Annotated in this window: 14 protein-coding genes; 8 read left to right on the top strand and 6 right to left on the bottom strand. The window is 62.4% G+C overall.

Going from position 1 to position 14,810, the window contains the following annotated elements; translation table 11 throughout:
* Window positions 1-69: 69 nt before the first annotated feature.
* Complete coding sequence (locus GJR98_RS02580; RefSeq protein ID WP_151135175.1) at window positions 70-2,226, bottom strand: twin-arginine translocase subunit TatC; 2,157 nt, start codon at window positions 2,224-2,226, stop codon at window positions 70-72.
* Window positions 2,227-2,358: 132 nt separating this feature from the next.
* Here GJR98_RS02580 and GJR98_RS02575 point away from each other — a divergent pair, with 132 nt between their 5' ends.
* Entirely contained in the window at window positions 2,359-3,657 is a 1,299-nt protein-coding gene (locus GJR98_RS02575; protein WP_151135173.1) for a twin-arginine translocase subunit TatC, read from the top strand.
* A 139-nt stretch (window positions 3,658-3,796) separates the two neighbouring features.
* Here GJR98_RS02575 and GJR98_RS02570 read toward each other — a convergent pair whose 3' ends face one another.
* Both GJR98_RS02570 and GJR98_RS02565 read right to left on the bottom strand, forming a co-directional pair.
* Window positions 3,797-4,714 carry a carbohydrate ABC transporter permease gene (locus GJR98_RS02570; protein WP_151135171.1) on the bottom strand — a complete coding sequence of 306 codons (918 nt, stop codon included), beginning with the start codon at window positions 4,712-4,714 and terminating at the stop codon, window positions 3,797-3,799.
* An 81-nt stretch (window positions 4,715-4,795) separates the two neighbouring features.
* Window positions 4,796-5,269: an SRPBCC domain-containing protein gene (locus tag GJR98_RS02565; RefSeq protein WP_151135170.1), complete on the bottom strand. Its 474-nt coding sequence runs from the start codon at window positions 5,267-5,269 to the stop codon at window positions 4,796-4,798.
* 88 nt (window positions 5,270-5,357) lie between these two features.
* Between GJR98_RS02565 and GJR98_RS02560 the strand changes: the two genes are divergently transcribed.
* Window positions 5,358-6,002, top strand: a complete 645-nt coding sequence (locus GJR98_RS02560) for a histidine phosphatase family protein (RefSeq protein ID WP_151135168.1) — start codon at window positions 5,358-5,360, stop codon at window positions 6,000-6,002.
* Window positions 6,003-6,137: 135 nt separating this feature from the next.
* On the opposite strand, the gene larE is transcribed toward GJR98_RS02560, so the two are convergent.
* Window positions 6,138-7,016, bottom strand: a complete 879-nt coding sequence (gene larE / locus GJR98_RS02555; RefSeq protein WP_151135166.1) for an ATP-dependent sacrificial sulfur transferase LarE — start codon at window positions 7,014-7,016, stop codon at window positions 6,138-6,140.
* A gap of 134 nt (window positions 7,017-7,150) precedes the next feature.
* On the opposite strand from larE, the gene GJR98_RS02550 reads away from it, so the two are divergent.
* Window positions 7,151-9,142, top strand: coding sequence for a MutS-related protein (locus GJR98_RS02550; protein WP_151135164.1), 1,992 nt, complete (start codon window positions 7,151-7,153; stop codon window positions 9,140-9,142).
* Window positions 9,143-9,259: 117 nt separating this feature from the next.
* Here GJR98_RS02550 and GJR98_RS02545 read toward each other — a convergent pair whose 3' ends face one another.
* Complete coding sequence (locus GJR98_RS02545) at window positions 9,260-10,483, bottom strand: hypothetical protein (protein ID WP_151135162.1); 1,224 nt, start codon at window positions 10,481-10,483, stop codon at window positions 9,260-9,262.
* A 468-nt stretch (window positions 10,484-10,951) separates the two neighbouring features.
* Between GJR98_RS02545 and GJR98_RS02540 the strand changes: the two genes are divergently transcribed.
* Both GJR98_RS02540 and rpiA read left to right on the top strand, forming a co-directional pair.
* Window positions 10,952-12,076: an ORC1-type DNA replication protein gene (locus GJR98_RS02540; protein ID WP_151135160.1), complete on the top strand. Its 1,125-nt coding sequence runs from the start codon at window positions 10,952-10,954 to the stop codon at window positions 12,074-12,076.
* A gap of 70 nt (window positions 12,077-12,146) precedes the next feature.
* Window positions 12,147-12,833, top strand: a complete 687-nt coding sequence (gene rpiA, locus GJR98_RS02535) for a ribose-5-phosphate isomerase RpiA (protein ID WP_151135158.1) — start codon at window positions 12,147-12,149, stop codon at window positions 12,831-12,833.
* Between the two features lie 142 nt (window positions 12,834-12,975).
* Here the strand turns inward: rpiA and GJR98_RS02530 are convergent, their stop codons facing one another.
* On the bottom strand, window positions 12,976-13,143 hold the full coding sequence (locus GJR98_RS02530; RefSeq protein WP_151135156.1) for a DUF1931 family protein: 168 nt from the start codon (window positions 13,141-13,143) through the stop codon (window positions 12,976-12,978).
* A 184-nt stretch (window positions 13,144-13,327) separates the two neighbouring features.
* On the opposite strand from GJR98_RS02530, the gene larB reads away from it, so the two are divergent.
* The 3 genes from larB to GJR98_RS02520 all read left to right on the top strand — a co-directional run bounded on the left by larB (window position 13,328) and on the right by GJR98_RS02520 (window position 14,757).
* The gene (gene larB / locus GJR98_RS02525; RefSeq protein ID WP_151135154.1) at window positions 13,328-14,086 is read left to right on the top strand and encodes a nickel pincer cofactor biosynthesis protein LarB; all 759 of its coding nucleotides are present in this window, start codon (window positions 13,328-13,330) and stop codon (window positions 14,084-14,086) included.
* A 187-nt stretch (window positions 14,087-14,273) separates the two neighbouring features.
* Complete coding sequence (locus tag GJR98_RS18115) at window positions 14,274-14,423, top strand: DUF7563 family protein (RefSeq protein ID WP_013035558.1); 150 nt, start codon at window positions 14,274-14,276, stop codon at window positions 14,421-14,423.
* A 94-nt stretch (window positions 14,424-14,517) separates the two neighbouring features.
* Entirely contained in the window at window positions 14,518-14,757 is a 240-nt protein-coding gene (locus tag GJR98_RS02520) for a GIY-YIG nuclease family protein (RefSeq protein WP_151135152.1), read from the top strand.
* The last annotated feature ends 53 nt before the right edge of the window (window positions 14,758-14,810 follow it).

The following is a 14,810-nucleotide window of genomic DNA, read 5'->3' as shown; positions in this document are numbered from 1 at the left end:
TCTCGTGAGAATACTTACGCCTTTTCAACAGTCTTCTTCGGCAATATCTGTAGAAAAGCCGTCGCGGCGTTATTCGGTCGCGCCGCGGGCGGGTGCGAGGTTTCGCCGTCCACCGAACGTAACGATGAACAGGATGCCGAGTCCGATGCCGTAGGCGGCCATCAGCGGAATCGTCACCATGAACATCGTCGTGATGCTCGCCGGGGTGAAGATCGCCGAGAGCGCGAGGATGAGCACCGTCACCTCGCGCCAGCGGTTCCGCATCGTGTCGTAGGTGATGCCTGCCGTGTTGAGCAGAATCATCAAGATTGGCACGTCGGCGAGGAGACCGATTCCGGCCGTCGTGAAGAAGATGAGCCAGAAGAAGTTGGTGATGCGGTAGGCGATGATCATCTCCGCCGCGATGGCGTCCTCTACGAGGAACGTGATGACGGCGGGTGCGACGTAACTGTACCCGAGTGCGAACCCACCGAGGAGGCCACCGGCGAGTGCGCCGGTCCACAGGAAGACGGTCCGGCGACGCTGCCGGACGACGTTCCGCTCGCGGAGTGCAGGCCACGCGAAGAACGCGATGAGCGGAATCGTCGCGAGTGCGGCCAAGATTGTCGAGAACTTCACCTCGAAGATGAGCGCTTCCATCGGGTGGAGGGCGACGACGTTCAGCACTTCTTCGGGCGTCACCACGTCGGGCAAGCGGCGGAGGAAGTCCTGATAGACGTCGCGGATACCACCGGTGTAGAGCCAGCCGAACGTCCCGGCGAGGACGAGCATGAACCATCCGACGACCCAGAACGCCCGGGACGTGAGCGAGTCCACGATGAACGCGATGTCCTTGTAGTAGCCACCGATGTCGTCTTCGTCCGTCTCACCTTCGGTGAGTTCGGAGAAGAACGCGCCACCAGCGCGGGTCGCCCGGTCTTCGAGTTCGTCGGGCTGGTCGGCCGCCGCGTCGGCGTCTGCTTCTCGGTCGGCCTCTGCCTCGTCGAAGCGGTCGAGGATTGCTTGTGCTTTCTCCGTGTCGCCGTCGTCGATGGCGGCGGACGCGAGGCCCATCGCCGCGTCTTCGTCGAGGTCTGCGAACGCCTCCGGCGGGGCGGCGCGGATGCCGTCGACGTCGAGCGCGCCGAGGTCGAGTTTCGAGGGGTCGCCGACACCGACTTCCGTGCGTTCGAGTCGCTCGATGTCACGGTAGACGAAGTACCCGATACCGAGGGCGAGGCCGACGAGTGCGCCGGAGACGACGAACGCACCGAGGACGAATTGCGACCCGGGCGTGAGGAACGCGTAGTCGCTGCCGATGGCGTCGAGGCCGGTGTTCGCCAGTGAGACACCGCCGTACTCGTAGAACGCGTAGACGAGCACGCCGCCGGTGACACCGATACCTGCGAGGAGGTTCCAGTGGGTCGCCGCGGTGTTCTTGATATCCATCTTCTCGCTGCCCCGCTTGGCCGTGACGACGACCTTCGCGAGGTAGAGGCTGAAGCCGTAGAGCGAGATGACCGGTACCGCCCACATAATCTGGGTGAACGGGTCCGGTGGCGTGAACAGCGCACCGAACGCGAAGATTCCGACGACGGCGTGACGCCACTTGTCGCGGAAGAGTTCGTACGGGACGATTTCGGCGTACGACAGGGCTGTCATCGCTAACGGCAGTTGGCTTGCGAGACCGAACGAGAGCGTGAGCAGGAAGATGAACTGCGCCCATTTCACGATGGAGTACGTCGGCGTAAAGCCTGCAGAGAGTGCGTTCTGCGCGAGGAACGCGAACGTGAACGGGAAGAACACGAAGTAGCCGTAGGCGACGCCAGCGGCGAACAGCACTATCATCGTGAGCAAGATGAGCGCCAGTTTCCACAGCGCGACCGGTGACTTCGGCCACGCGCCACGCTCTTTCAGCGCGTCTCGCGCGAAGTAGATGAACGGCGGGAGTGCCATGAGTATCCCCACGACGAGTCCGATTTTCGCCTGGAGGAGGATGACGTCGAACGGAGTCTGTGCGATAATTTCGAGGTTCCCCTCAGTGGCGGCGTCCATCTGGGCGACTGTGACGCCTTTGAAGAAGTCCCAGATGTAGAGCCTGAGGGCGTAGAACGATCCGAGGAACCCGACGAGGAACACGATGAAGACCTTCTGGAGGTCTTTTTGCGCCGCTCTGAGCATCGCGCCCGCGGTTTCACGGCCTGCCGCGAGTGTCTCTTGGGTGTCCTCGTCGAGGGCGCTGGACATACGTATGCGGGGAAAGCAGTCTGGCGGTTATCAATCTTTTTCACCGAATCCGTATTTTGGGGGTGGGTGATGGGTGGTCCGCCGGGGCGATGCGAAAAGACCTATAACTGGCCGGAAGCCTAAGTCACCTGAATGGCGGACGAGGAGCGCGACGCGGAGTCATCTCCAGCCCCCGAGACGAACGTCTCGGCGGACCCGGTTGACACCGACTCGGTCTCGCGTGGTGACGACTCCGACGACGAATCCACCGGCGACGAGTCTTCTGTAGACGAATCCACCGGCGACGAACCCGCTGCCGACGACACACAGACGGACGTCACCGAACCAGTGTACGGTCGCGTGACGCCTCCCGAAGAGAGCGTCCTGGACGAGTCTCCCGGTGATACTGACTCGGACGCCGTCGAACCCGACGCGACTTCCGACGACACCGATGCCGACTTCGAAGACGAGGACGACACCCTCGTCGTCGGCGACCCCGACCCTGCTGTCGACTTCGAAGACGAGGACGCCGTCTCTGAGACTGACGAAGGTGCCGTCTCTGAGACCGAGGAAGACGAGAGTGCCGGCGACGACCTCGACGAGAGCGACTCGCCCGAGGTACTCGACGAACCCACGGTCCCGGATGACGACGACCTGGAAGACGGTGGTCTCGCCAGCAACGCTCCCGAGAGCGACCAGGAGATGCCGCTGACCGACCACATCGAGGAGATGATTCGTCGGTTGGCCGTCGTCCTCGGTGTCGCGGGGGTCGTCACGCTCATCCTCTTCCCCGGTGCAGACATCCTCAACGCCTACGTCAACACGGGGCTTCCGAGCGCCACCGACGTCATCAACTTCCTCTGGAATACGCACATCCCCGCCGCCGACGCGATTGAAGACCGCCGCCCGCGCCTGTACGGTCCGCTCGAACTCATCCTCACCAAACTCAAAGTCGCGGGCCTCGCCGGGACAGTCATTGGGCTTCCAGTGTTCGTCTACCAGACGTACCTGTTCATGCGCCCCGGTCTGTACCCCAAAGAGCGGAAATACTACCTCGCGGCAGTGCCGACGAGTCTCATCCTCGCCCTCGTCGGCGTCACCTTCGCGCACTTCGTGGTTCTGCCGGCTATCTTCGCGTACTTCACTTCGTACACCGAAGGGACGGCAGTCATCGCGTTCGGCCTCAAAGAGACGTTCAACCTCATCCTCATCTTGATGGGCTACATGGCCATCGTCTTCCAGATTCCACTGTTCGTGGAGTTGGCCATCATGATGAAACTCGTCACGCGACAGTGGCTCGAAGACCGTCGCCTGCTCTTTTGGGGCGCGTTCCTCGGCCTCGCGTTCCTCGTCAGCCCCGACCCAACGGGGATGGCACCCATCATCATCGGTGCGACGATGATTGTCCTCTTCGAGGGGACACTCGCCGTGTTGCGGTGGACTGGGAACTGAGTCGGCCTCTCACCCCGCGCCCAACTGAGTACATCGGTCTCTGTCTGTCCAAACTGCCAGTCGCTGGAGGACGCCACCCGTGAACGGTGCCGTGTCTGTGGCGCGTCGATGTGATGAGGTTCGACAGTTCGTGGTTGGCTCAGTCGAGTCTCGTCGCAACCCCCGCTTCTGCGCTCTCGATGAGCCGTTCGTTCGCGAGAAGCAGTAACACGACAACCGGAAGCAGTCCGAGTACGGACCCGGCGGCACCGAACACCGCCATCGAGAGCCGTAGCTCGTACAGCGACCAGATGACCGGTGCCCAACTTGATGGGTCTCCATCGGTCATGAGAAACGAGTAGAAGAACTCGTTGTACACCTGAATGAAGGTAAACACACCTGCGGTTGCGACTCCCGGCTTCGACAATGGCAGTACTACCCGAAAGAGTGCGCCGAATCGGGTTGCTCCTTCGACACGTGCGGCGTCCTCTAAGGTGTCGGGAATCTGCCGGTAGAACGCGGTGAGAATGAAGATAGCCAACGGGAGGGTCAGCGCACTCAGCGGCAGTCCAACCGAGAACGGTGTGTTGTACAGATTTGGACTCGAAACAGTGATTGGACCAAGTGACACTGACAGATTCCCTGTCAACAAGCGGTACACCGGAACGAAGAACGCCACTGGTGGTACGTACGCGACGCCGAGCGTGAACAACATAAGCAATCGGCGACCCGGAAATTCGAGTCGGCCGAAGACGTATCCCGCGAGGCTCCCGACGAAGAGGATGAAGAGTGTCGTCCCGGTGGCGATGACGACCCCGTTGAAGAGATGTCTGAGGAACGACGTTCCGAAGAGGACTACGGCATAGTTGCTGAGCGTCACTGTGTTTGGCAGGAGACCGAGATTCGCAACCGCTGCGTCTGGCGTCACGGAGAGCACGAGGAGCCAATACAGTGGAAAGAGGAATACGAGACTCACGAATCCGACGAGCGTATAAAACAGCAGTTGGTAGGTCAGCGCCGGGTACTCGATGGCGTTCTGCACACCGCGGGTGAAGACGCCGCTATTGTCGGCAGACATCGAGAGACTCCTGCTGTCTGGACGGTCGAGCCATGGTGTGATAGTAGTTCACTAGACTTCATTTAGTCGTTGTGTCTCTCGTCACACCGACTCCGCTGATTCTCGCTCGTCGGCCGCGAGGAGGGCCTCGACACGAATCTTCAGCGCTTCGTTCATCGCCTCGAACCCCGCCTTCGTCTCGTCGCCGATGAACCGCAACGTGAGTCCCGCGAGCACACCCGAGAACGTCTCTACGTGTTCGAATCGTGTTCGCGTCCCGCCGTCGAGTGGTTCGAGGCGGAACTGGTGTTCTCCGTCGAAAAGTCCGGGAACGAAGAGATGGCCGAGCCATCCGAATTCACGATGTTTCTCGTACCGTATCACGTCGGGCTCGAACACTGACTCTCGCCCACCGGGTGGCATGAGCCGGACGACGAGCGTCGCCCCCATATTCGCCCGCCCAGCGATGCGCATGAAGGGATTCCATTCGTCGTACCGGTCGAAGTCGACGAGTACGTCCCACACCCGCTCCGGCGGAGCGTCGATTTCGGTGCTCGTCGTAAGTTTTCGTGCCATACACGTCTCTTCGCGGCCGATGACCGTGAATATCGCGTGCAGTATTCGGCGCGGAACGTTCATTGCCGGTGAGCAACACACGGATTGTATGGCAACCCTCCTTCTCGCCCGTCACGGCGAGACGACGTGGAACCTCGAACGGCGTGTGCAGGGGTGGGCCCCTGTCTCGCTCAGTGAGCGCGGACGGGCGCAAGCCGCCGCACTCGCACGCCACGTCGTAGACTCCTACGAGGTCGACCGCCTCGTTTCATCAGATATCGAACGTGCCCAAGAGACCGCCCGTCCCCTCGCCCGTGAACTCGACATCGAACCAGTGCTCGACCCCTCGTGGCGCGAGCGCGACGTCGGGTCACTCCAAGGATTCAAATTCGACGAACTGGCGACGCAGTACCCGCAGTATTTCCTCTCGGAGGTTGGCTCGCCCGCCGCGCGCGAGCGCCCGCCGAGCGGTGAGAGTCTCGTCGAGGTTCGTCGGCGCGTCCTCACGGCACACGAAGGACTCGCCGCCTCGATGACGGCCGACGAGACGGTTCTCGTCGTCACCCACGGGACACCAATCCGACTCGCACTGGGTGAACTGAAAGGACTCGACATCGTCGAGGCGATGCAGTCGCAACCGCTCGACAACGGGTGTCTGTGCGAACTCGAAGTCGAAGTCGAGGTCGACGAGGACGTGGACGAACCAGTCGTTCACATCATCTCCGAGAACGAGACGCGCTTCCTCACGGCGTAATCGATTTAGCAGACCTCGCTGCGACCGCTTCACGGCATCGGTAGCTCATGCGTTCGGTGTGATGGCGCTCACGTTCGGTGCGATAGTCTTGTGTCGTTCGGAGAAAATCAGCACTGCCGAGAGTGTGCCGAACGCTTACTTTCGCATCGGGTAGTCCTGCGCGAACACGTCGTCGACGAGGAAGTCGTCTTCGTCGTCTTCGGAAGCAGGACTGACGCTTCCCGTCCGGTAGCCGTGCAAGTCTAGCGTGACGTGGTCGAAGCCGACGTCCTTCAGGTGGTCGCGGGCGGCCCGAACGAAATCCGGGTCGAGCGCACGCTCTAATTCGTCGGGAGCGACTTCGATGCGGGCGAGACCGTCGTGGTCGCGGACGCGGAACTGCTCGAAGCCCCACGTTCGGAGGATGCTCTCTGCTTGTTCGACCCGTGAGAGTCGCTCTTTCGTCACTTCGAGGCCGGTCGGAATCCGCGACGAGAGACACGCCATCGAGGGTTTGTCGGCCACGGAGAGGCCGTAGTCGTCGGCGATGGCGCGGACATCGTCTTTCGAGATGTCGTGTGCGAGAAGCGGGGAGATGACCTCCAACTCCTCGACGGCACGGAGGCCCGGACGGTGGCCCTCTCCGGGGTCCGAGGCGTTGGTTCCGTCACAGACTGTCTCGATGCCTCGTTCACGGGCGGCCTCGTACATTCGGCCGAGGCGCATCGTCCGGCAGTGGTAACACCGGTCGCCGTCGTTCACGACGAAGTCCGGGTTGTCGAGTTCGGAGAACTCGACGACGATGTGCTGGATGCCGATTTCGTCGGCGACCCGTTTTGCGTCTTCCAACTCCGCTTCGGGGAGCGTCTCGCTCTTCGCCGTACAGGCGACCGCGTTCTCCCCGAGGGCGTCGTGGGCGAGTGCGGCGACCACACTTGAGTCCACACCGCCGGAGAAGGCGATGAGGACGCTCTCTCGCTCCGAGAGTGCCTCACGTGCTGCGTCGGCCTTCGCCGCGACGTCTCGCTCGCTCATGGCCCTCTCTTCCCGGTGGATGGTCAAAAGCCCCTCGCACCCGGCGTGACCGGCCGCGAATCGGGAAATCTGCACGTGGGCAGGCAGTTTGTCACCCGCGACTTTTTGTTCTATGCCGCGATAGGTCTGCCCGAATGGACTTCGAGACCATCCCGGGTGTCGGCGAGAAGACGGCGGCCGCGCTCGCGGAGCTCGACGACGCCGAACGAGCGCTCAAAGCGGGCGACGTGGTGGCACTCGCACGAGCGCCGGGGCTCACGGAAGGTAGGGCTGCGGCCATCGCTCGCGGGGCGATTCGGCGCGACCACGACGACGCCGGCGGCTTCCTCGCGACCGACCGTGCGACGGAGATTTACCGCGACGCGCTCGGTCTCCTGCAGTCACGCACCGTCACGACGTACGCCGAAAAACGGCTGGAGACGCTTTTCCCAACCGGGTCGAACTCACGAATCGAGGAGGTCCGCGAGTTCGCTGCCGCCGCAACCGACCTCGACCCCGACCCCGACGTGCTGGCGGCGCTCTCGGGCGTCGAACCCCTGTCGAACCCGCGGACGCGCCGAGTCCGCGAGCGGTGTATCGCCACCGCCGACGCCGAGCGGTACGCCGCGGCGAAAGAGGCGTTCCCGGAACTCTCCATCGAAGTCGTCGAAGACGCGCGCGGCATCGATGAACTCGCCCGCTCGTACTCGACCGTCGTCGTGCTCGACGAGTCGTTCGCCGGCATCGACGTCGATGGCGACGTGCGCGTCCTCCCCGACGCGGCAGAGCGAACTGACGAAGTCGTCCCCGAGCGACTGCTCGCATTCTTCGCCGAGAACCGTGAGGCGCTGGTGGCCGCGGCCGACGTACACGAAGTCGCAGGAATCGACCCGCCGTGCGACGTGGGCGCTCTCCGAGACGCCCTCTCTCGTCTCGCCGACGACGGTACCATCGTCGGCGACGACGAACTCGAACGACTCTCGAACGCCGTCGACGACATCGACACGGCCGTCTCGACTGCCGAATCGGTCGCCAACGACCATCTCCGTGATGCGATTCGAGAACGCAACGTAACGATCGAGGGGACCGACTTCCTCTCGCTCGTCGAACAGGGCGCGCGCGTCGATTCGCTCCTCTCGCGAGAACTCGAAGACGAGTTCGACGAGGCGCTCGCGGCCGCCCGCGACCACTTCGTCGACTCGCTGGCACTCGACCCGAGCGAGGCCGACCTGACGGAACGTATCTTCCCCGAAGACCCGTCGTTCCCACTCGGCCACGACGAAGAGGCAGTGGGTCGCCTGCGAACCGAACTGAAGGCCGCCCGTGACCGGCGTGCCGCGAAACTGAAAGCCGACCTCGCATCGGACCTCGGTGAACTCCGCGACCCGGTCGAGACGCTCGTCCGCGACGCGCTCGAACTCGACGTTCGACTCGCAATCTCGCGGTTCGCCCGCGACTTCGACTGCGTCTTCCCCGAGTTCACCGGCCACGCCGGCGACGACGGCACGGGTTCGTTCGCCATCGAGGCGGGACGCTCGCCGCTTCTCGACGTCGACTTCGAAGACGCGGACCCCGTCGACTACGAGGTGTCGGGCGTCACGCTCCTCTCGGGTGTCAACAGCGGTGGGAAGACGTCGACGCTGGACCTCGTGGCACTCGTCGTCGTCCTCGCGCACATGGGCCTTCCCGTCCCGGCCGAGTCGGTTCGTCTCTCGCGCTTCTCCGAACTCCACTACTACGCCAAGTCACAGGGGACGCTCGACGCCGGGGCGTTCGAGAGCACCCTCCGTGACTTCGCCGCGCTCACCGACGGTGCGGCCGACCGACTCGTCCTCGTGGACGAACTGGAGAGCATCACCGAACCCGGCGCGTCGGCCAAAATCATCGCCGGTATTCTCGAAGAACTCTCCGAGCAGGGCGCGGCGGCGGTGTTCGTCTCGCACCTCGCGGGTGGCATCCGTGAAGCCGCAGATGTCGACGTCGCCGTGGACGGTATCGAAGCCGTGGGATTGGAAGACGGCGAACTCGTCGTCAACCGCTCGCCCGTGAAGGACCACCTCGCGCGGTCGACGCCCGAACTCATCGTGGAGAAGCTGGCCGGCGAGAACGAGACGAGTTTCTACGGGCGGTTGCTGGAGAAGTTCTAAACCCACTTTTTTACGGTTCGGGGTCGCCGGAGGTGACCAACTCACTGTGAAAACCTAAGGAAAAACACCCGCGAGCCTCGGCCGCTGGCCTCGCTCGCGGTTCAATTTGGACTCCGCTCAGGTCGGAAGCCCGAAGATAGCGATTGTCAGCATCGCCAGACCGACCAGCCCGATGCCCACGAACCGTGCCCACTCATTCTCTCGCGAGGCCACGACGAGTGCGATGACACACTGAATGGCGAAGAACGCCGCGAACACCCGCGAGGCAATCGCGACAGCCGAGAGTACGTCGGTGACGAGAACGACGGCGATGGCTCCGATAGCGAGGATGGGATAGGTGAAGCGCTCCTCTACGCCTCCTTCGGTGAGTTCGAGCAGGACCGCAGACCGTGAGGAGATTGCGTTGACTGCAGCCGATGCCTGACTCCCAACCGCTAAGAGCAAGATGAGCCACGGAAGGATGGGGCTCGCCACCGTCGCGATGAGAACGATCGAGATTGGGTCGGCCGAATCTGGGCGGTAATCCGCAAAGAGGAGGAGGGAGGCCAATGGGAAGAGGACGAAGGCAATCGTGGCGATGATTTGTGCGATTCGCATCGTCTTGATACGGAGGTCAGCGCTGTACTGCGAACCGATGTATCGAGACGCTTCGAACCCCTGGACGATGGCGAAGAGGCCGAGAATCTTCCGGAGCTCTTCGGATCCCACCGGTGGGTCGTAATTGGGGAGCGCCCACGCCCCTGCCAGGACGGCGTCGACGTTGTACGCGAGGAATCCGACGATGATTGCCGTGATGGCCGCGAGGTTGAACGCAGTCGTCTTTTCGCCCAGTTTGTTGAGTTGGTCCAGTCCTCTGGTGAACCCAATCAACCCGAGGGCGACGAGCGAGAGAACCGCGAGTCCTGACCCCCGCGACACGCCGGGGTCGAGGTTGACGCCCAGCGGAACTGCGATGAGGATGATAATGACTCCCCCCATTAGCTGCAAGTAGTAGGCGACGTTCACGAGCGACGCGACGAGTAACGAAGCCTGCCCGAAGCGCGCGACATTGTGTAGCGCACCCTTCCCGCCGGCTATCGGTTCGTATTTCCGGATGTTGTATCGCATGACCCACCCCATCGTGAACCCGAGCCCACAGAGCCCAAGCATGATGAGGGGCGATTCGAGTCCAATGATGAACACGATAATCGGCGTCATCGCGACGAACCCGATGTCCATGATATTGGCGAGTGGAACGACCGTCGCCTGATACTCCTCCGAGTTCTGGACCCTGCTCGAATACAGGACTGCGGACAATCCGAGGAGCGTCACGACGACCACGATGGAGATAACGAGGGTCATCTGCTGAGCCTCTCAGTTGGACTGCGCGCGATAGTGAGTCTGGTACGAGCACGTGTTGGCCTAGAACGACCCCACGGTACCGTCTCGGTCACCGCTCGTTCACCGTGGAATTGTGGAGAGAGTATCCCCTCTGGTCGGTTGTGTATCATCGTCCCCTTGCTAATGTGTCGAACAATCGACCCATCGGGGGATTGTTATACACGCAACCAGCCAATTAAGCAGAAAATACCCCCACTTGCGGGCCGATTGACTCTCGTCCACTGGACGCTCTTCACGAGTCGCTCTCGTCTTTTATTTTGCCTTACCAATAATTCCGGCCATGCCCTCCGACTCGCTATCATCTGCGGGTGACCCGCACGTCGCCTGCATGGCCAGTGAGACATCGGTGCTGTCTCAGGCTGTTCGCAAGACTCCCGTCGGACGAACGCCGGTAAACGATTAAGTCCCCTGCGTGTGGTACTCTATTCGATGAGGGAGGACCCCGAAGAGGGGATGCTGTCGTGGGACGAGACGGTGTTCCGCGACGAACACGTCTTCGAGATCGACCACGTCCCGGAGACGTTCAACCACCGCGAGAGCCAACTCCGGAGCCTGAAGTACGCGCTTCGCCCGGCAGTTCGTGGTTCTCGCCCCCTGAACACGATGGTTCGTGGTCCACCGGGAACGGGCAAGACCACCGCCGTACAGAAACTCTTCGGTGAGTTGGGGACGCAGTCGGGCGTCCGGACTGTCCGCGTGAACTGTCAAGTCGACTCGACTCGCTACGCGGTGTTCTCGCGAGTCTTCGAACACATCTTCGAGTACGAACCCCCGTCGTCGGGCATCTCGTTCAAGAAGCTGTTCGGCCAGATAACCGACCGACTGGTCGAAGACGACGAGGTGCTCGTCGTCGCACTCGACGACGTGAACTACCTGTTCTACGAGAACGAGGCGTCCGACACGCTCTACTCGCTGCTTCGCGCCCACGAGGCACACACTGGGGCGCGTATCGGCGTCATCATCATCTCGTCGGACCTCTCGCTCGACGTCATCGACGAACTCGATGGCCGCGTCCAGAGCGTCTTCCGGCCCGAAGAGGTGTTCTTCCCCCGCTACGACGTGAACGAAATCGTCGACATCCTCCGTGGGCGGAGCAAACGCGGGTTCCACGAGGACGTCATCGGCGACCCAGAACTCGACCGGGTGGCCGAACTCACTGCCGACAGTGGCGACCTTCGAGTGGGTATCGACTTACTCCGACGCGCCGGTCTCCACGCCGAGATGCGCGCGTCGCGGACAGTCGATATGGAAGACGTCGACGAGGCCTACGACAAGTCGAAGTACGTCCACCTCTCGCGGTGTCTCCGCGGACTGTCGGACCCCGAACGCGAACTCGTCCGTGTCGTCGCCGAATTCGACGGCGAACGCGCCGGCGCGGTGTTCGAGGCGTTCAACGAAGAGACTGGACTGGGCTACACGCGCTACTCCGAACTCGTGAACAAACTCGACCAACTCGGTGTCATCGAGGCGCGGTACACCGAAATCGAAGGCCGCGGACGGACTCGGGCAATCTCGCTGGCCTACGACGCCGACGCGGTTTTAGACCGTCTCTGAACCGGACGCACAGCGCGCCCACCGCTTCGTTTCAGGTCCATTTTTACTCGCCGACTGAGTCGCCAGAGACATGAAGACGACTGGCGGAACCGACGACCAGAAGCGCCGCGCCGCGGAGGCCGCGGTCGAAGCAGTCGAAGACGGGATGGTCGTCGGCCTCGGCACCGGGAGTACGACGGCGTTCGCAATCCGTGCCATCGGTGACCTCGTCGCCGACGGGATGGACGTTCGCGGCGTTCCGACCTCGTTCGCGTCACGTGAACTCGCCCGTGAGGCCGGCGTCCCGCTCGCCGACCTCGACGAAGTCGACACGGTCGACCTCGCTATCGACGGTGCCGACCAGGTCGCTGGCGATGCGCTGGTCAAAGGCGGTGGAGCAGCACACGCACGCGAGAAAGTGGTCGACGCCTTCGCCGACCGGTTCCTCGTCGTCGCCGACCCGTCGAAGATGGCCGACGTTCTCTCGCACTCGGTTCCGGTCGAAGTCCTCCCCGACGCCCGGACGACTGTCTCGGCCGCCGTCTCGGACCTCGGCGGCGACCCAGAACTCCGCCGGGCCGAGCGCAAAGACGGTCCTGTCGTCACCGACAACGGGAATCTCGTCCTCGACTGCGATTTCGGCGATATCGACGACCCAGCGGCCCTCGCAGGGTCGCTGTCTGCACTCCCCGGTGTGGTCGAACACGGTATCTTCGCCGGCCTCGCCGACGTCGTCTACGTCGGAACCGACGACGGTGTGGACGTTCTCGAACTGTAGCTGTTCTGCACTCTAACTGCCGCCGTTCTGCGCTCTCTTCGACGCTGTTCGTGGTGAGCAGATCGTCTCCTAAACCGTCCGCAGACTGGCGCTGTCGCTCTGCAATCTGTGATAAAAGAAAGTAGTAGTAGTTTAAACCGGTTTACAGGTCGCGGGGCTGGACCGTCTTACGGTCGTTCTCTTCAGCACGGCGTGCAGCGTCTTCGAGAATCTCGTAGACTTCCTCGTCGAGAGCGTCGTAGAAGTCCGAAGCTACGTTTTTGTCCTGAAGCGCTTCCTTGACGGCTGCCTTGACAATGAGGTCTGCCATACAGGATATTCTACCGATTCTCCCTTAATAAACATTCCTATATGTGGCGTTAATACCGCCGTATTTGGGGGTTATGGCGCTTCTATAACGACGGATTTCGGAGGAACAATGTCCCCTTATATATGTTTTCTGTCCACGAGGGGAGAACGACGGGTATGAGTACGCTTCGGGCCAACGTGCGGGCATGCGCGACATTCTGGAGGCCGTCGCGGACGGGACCGTCTCGCCCGCGGAGGCCGAAGCACGACTCGCGGGGTACGCGACGACTGGTGCCGGACGGTTCGACGCCGCACGCGAGACGCGCCGTGGACTCCCAGAAGCCATCCTCGCTGAGGGAAAAACGCCAGACGAAACCGCAACGATTGCTGTCGCGGCCGTCGAGACGAGCGGTCGAGCGCTCGTCACACGCGCCAGTGCTGCCCACGCCGAGGCCGTCGCTGATGCACTTCCCGACTGCACCATCGACCGCGACGCTCGGGCGAAAACCGTCGTTGCGTCGACCTCATCGTTCGAGCGACCAGACCTCGATGCCACGGTCGGCATCATCACCGGCGGGACCTCGGACGCCGAGGCTGCGGGCGAAGCGGCCGTCGTCCTCCGTGAGATGGGGGCGACGGTCGAACGAGTCGAAGACGTTGGTGTCGCTCACCTCGGTCGCGTCCTCGACCACCTCGACCTCCTCCGCTCGGCAGACGTTCTCATCGTCGCTGCAGGACGAGAGGGTGCTCTCCCCACCGTCGTCGCCGGATTGGTCGATACGCCAGTCATCGGGTTACCCGTCTCGACCGGATACGGCCACGGTGGCGACGGTGAAGCAGCGCTCCTCGGCATGGTTCAGTCGTGTACCGTTCTTTCCGTGGTGAACATCGACGCTGGCTACATTGCAGGGGCACAGGCCGGCCTCGTCGCTCGTGCCGTGTCCGACGCTCGCCACGCTGACTAGCTGGTTGTCCGGTTCTGCTGGCGACCTTCTCTTGTCGTATTTAGCCCTGCCGGCCGAATGTTGACGTCTGTCCAGTTTCTCCCCGAGTAACCGACCGTCTACGCGTACGCACGCACACGCGCGAAGCCCTCAATAGTGTGGGACACTACGTATCACGCACCGGCTTGGTGGCTGCCGGATTCAGACAATGCCAGTATGTGACCATTGCGGGTCACACGTCTCTGAGCGCTTCGCGCGCGTGTTCGCCGACAAGAACGGTCAAGTTCTCGCTTGCCCGAACTGCTCGGCGAACGCCGGTATCGCGGAGGTTGCTCGACAGCGTGCCCGCACTGCATGACCACTGAAGCGAACAAAGACCACCACGCGAAGCCAACGTCTCGTGCACGAGTTCGGGCGGAGGGTTCATACCCTCGCCCCTGAACCATTTTCTCGTGCACTTCGTCTACGTCCTCCAGTGTAGCGACGACTCACTGTACACCGGATACACGACCGACGTCGAGCGACGCGTCGCCGAGCACAACGCCGGTGACGGCGCGAAGTACACGCGCGGTCGGACGCCCGTCGAACTCGTTCACGTCGAAGAGTTCGACTCGAAGTCGGCGGCGATGTCGCGCGAGTACGAGATTAAACAGCTCACGAGACGCCAGAAGCAGACACTCGTCGACGCGTGATTGCGGTACATGTCGGGCCGTAACGTAGTTTTTTGACTCGTCGTGCAGACGTG

Source organism: Haloferax marinisediminis, from assembly GCF_009674585.1.
GTDB classification, from domain to species: domain Archaea; phylum Halobacteriota; class Halobacteria; order Halobacteriales; family Haloferacaceae; genus Haloferax; species Haloferax marinisediminis.
The sequence above is the reverse complement of the archived record's forward strand: the minus strand, read 5'-3'. Positions and strand labels throughout refer to the sequence as shown.

What these genes read in the sequence shown, in the direction of transcription:
- GJR98_RS02560 (WP_151135168.1), top strand. Translation starts at nt 5,358, where the DNA reads ATGGCAACCCTCCTTCTCGCCCGTCACGGCGAGACGACGTGGAACCTC.
- GJR98_RS02565 (WP_151135170.1), bottom strand. Translation starts at nt 5,269, where the DNA reads ATGGCACGAAAACTTACGACGAGCACCGAAATCGACGCTCCGCCGGAG.
- larE (WP_151135166.1), bottom strand. Translation starts at nt 7,016, where the DNA reads ATGAGCGAGCGAGACGTCGCGGCGAAGGCCGACGCAGCACGTGAGGCA.
- GJR98_RS02570 (WP_151135171.1), bottom strand. Translation starts at nt 4,714, where the DNA reads ATGTCTGCCGACAATAGCGGCGTCTTCACCCGCGGTGTGCAGAACGCC.
- GJR98_RS02575 (WP_151135173.1), top strand. Translation starts at nt 2,359, where the DNA reads ATGGCGGACGAGGAGCGCGACGCGGAGTCATCTCCAGCCCCCGAGACG.
- GJR98_RS02550 (WP_151135164.1), top strand. Translation starts at nt 7,151, where the DNA reads ATGGACTTCGAGACCATCCCGGGTGTCGGCGAGAAGACGGCGGCCGCG.
- GJR98_RS18115 (WP_013035558.1), top strand. Translation starts at nt 14,274, where the DNA reads ATGCCAGTATGTGACCATTGCGGGTCACACGTCTCTGAGCGCTTCGCG.
- GJR98_RS02545 (WP_151135162.1), bottom strand. Translation starts at nt 10,483, where the DNA reads ATGACCCTCGTTATCTCCATCGTGGTCGTCGTGACGCTCCTCGGATTG.
- GJR98_RS02540 (WP_151135160.1), top strand. Translation starts at nt 10,952, where the DNA reads ATGAGGGAGGACCCCGAAGAGGGGATGCTGTCGTGGGACGAGACGGTG.
- larB (WP_151135154.1), top strand. Translation starts at nt 13,328, where the DNA reads ATGCGCGACATTCTGGAGGCCGTCGCGGACGGGACCGTCTCGCCCGCG.
- rpiA (WP_151135158.1), top strand. Translation starts at nt 12,147, where the DNA reads ATGAAGACGACTGGCGGAACCGACGACCAGAAGCGCCGCGCCGCGGAG.
- GJR98_RS02580 (WP_151135175.1), bottom strand. Translation starts at nt 2,226, where the DNA reads ATGTCCAGCGCCCTCGACGAGGACACCCAAGAGACACTCGCGGCAGGC.
- GJR98_RS02530 (WP_151135156.1), bottom strand. Translation starts at nt 13,143, where the DNA reads ATGGCAGACCTCATTGTCAAGGCAGCCGTCAAGGAAGCGCTTCAGGAC.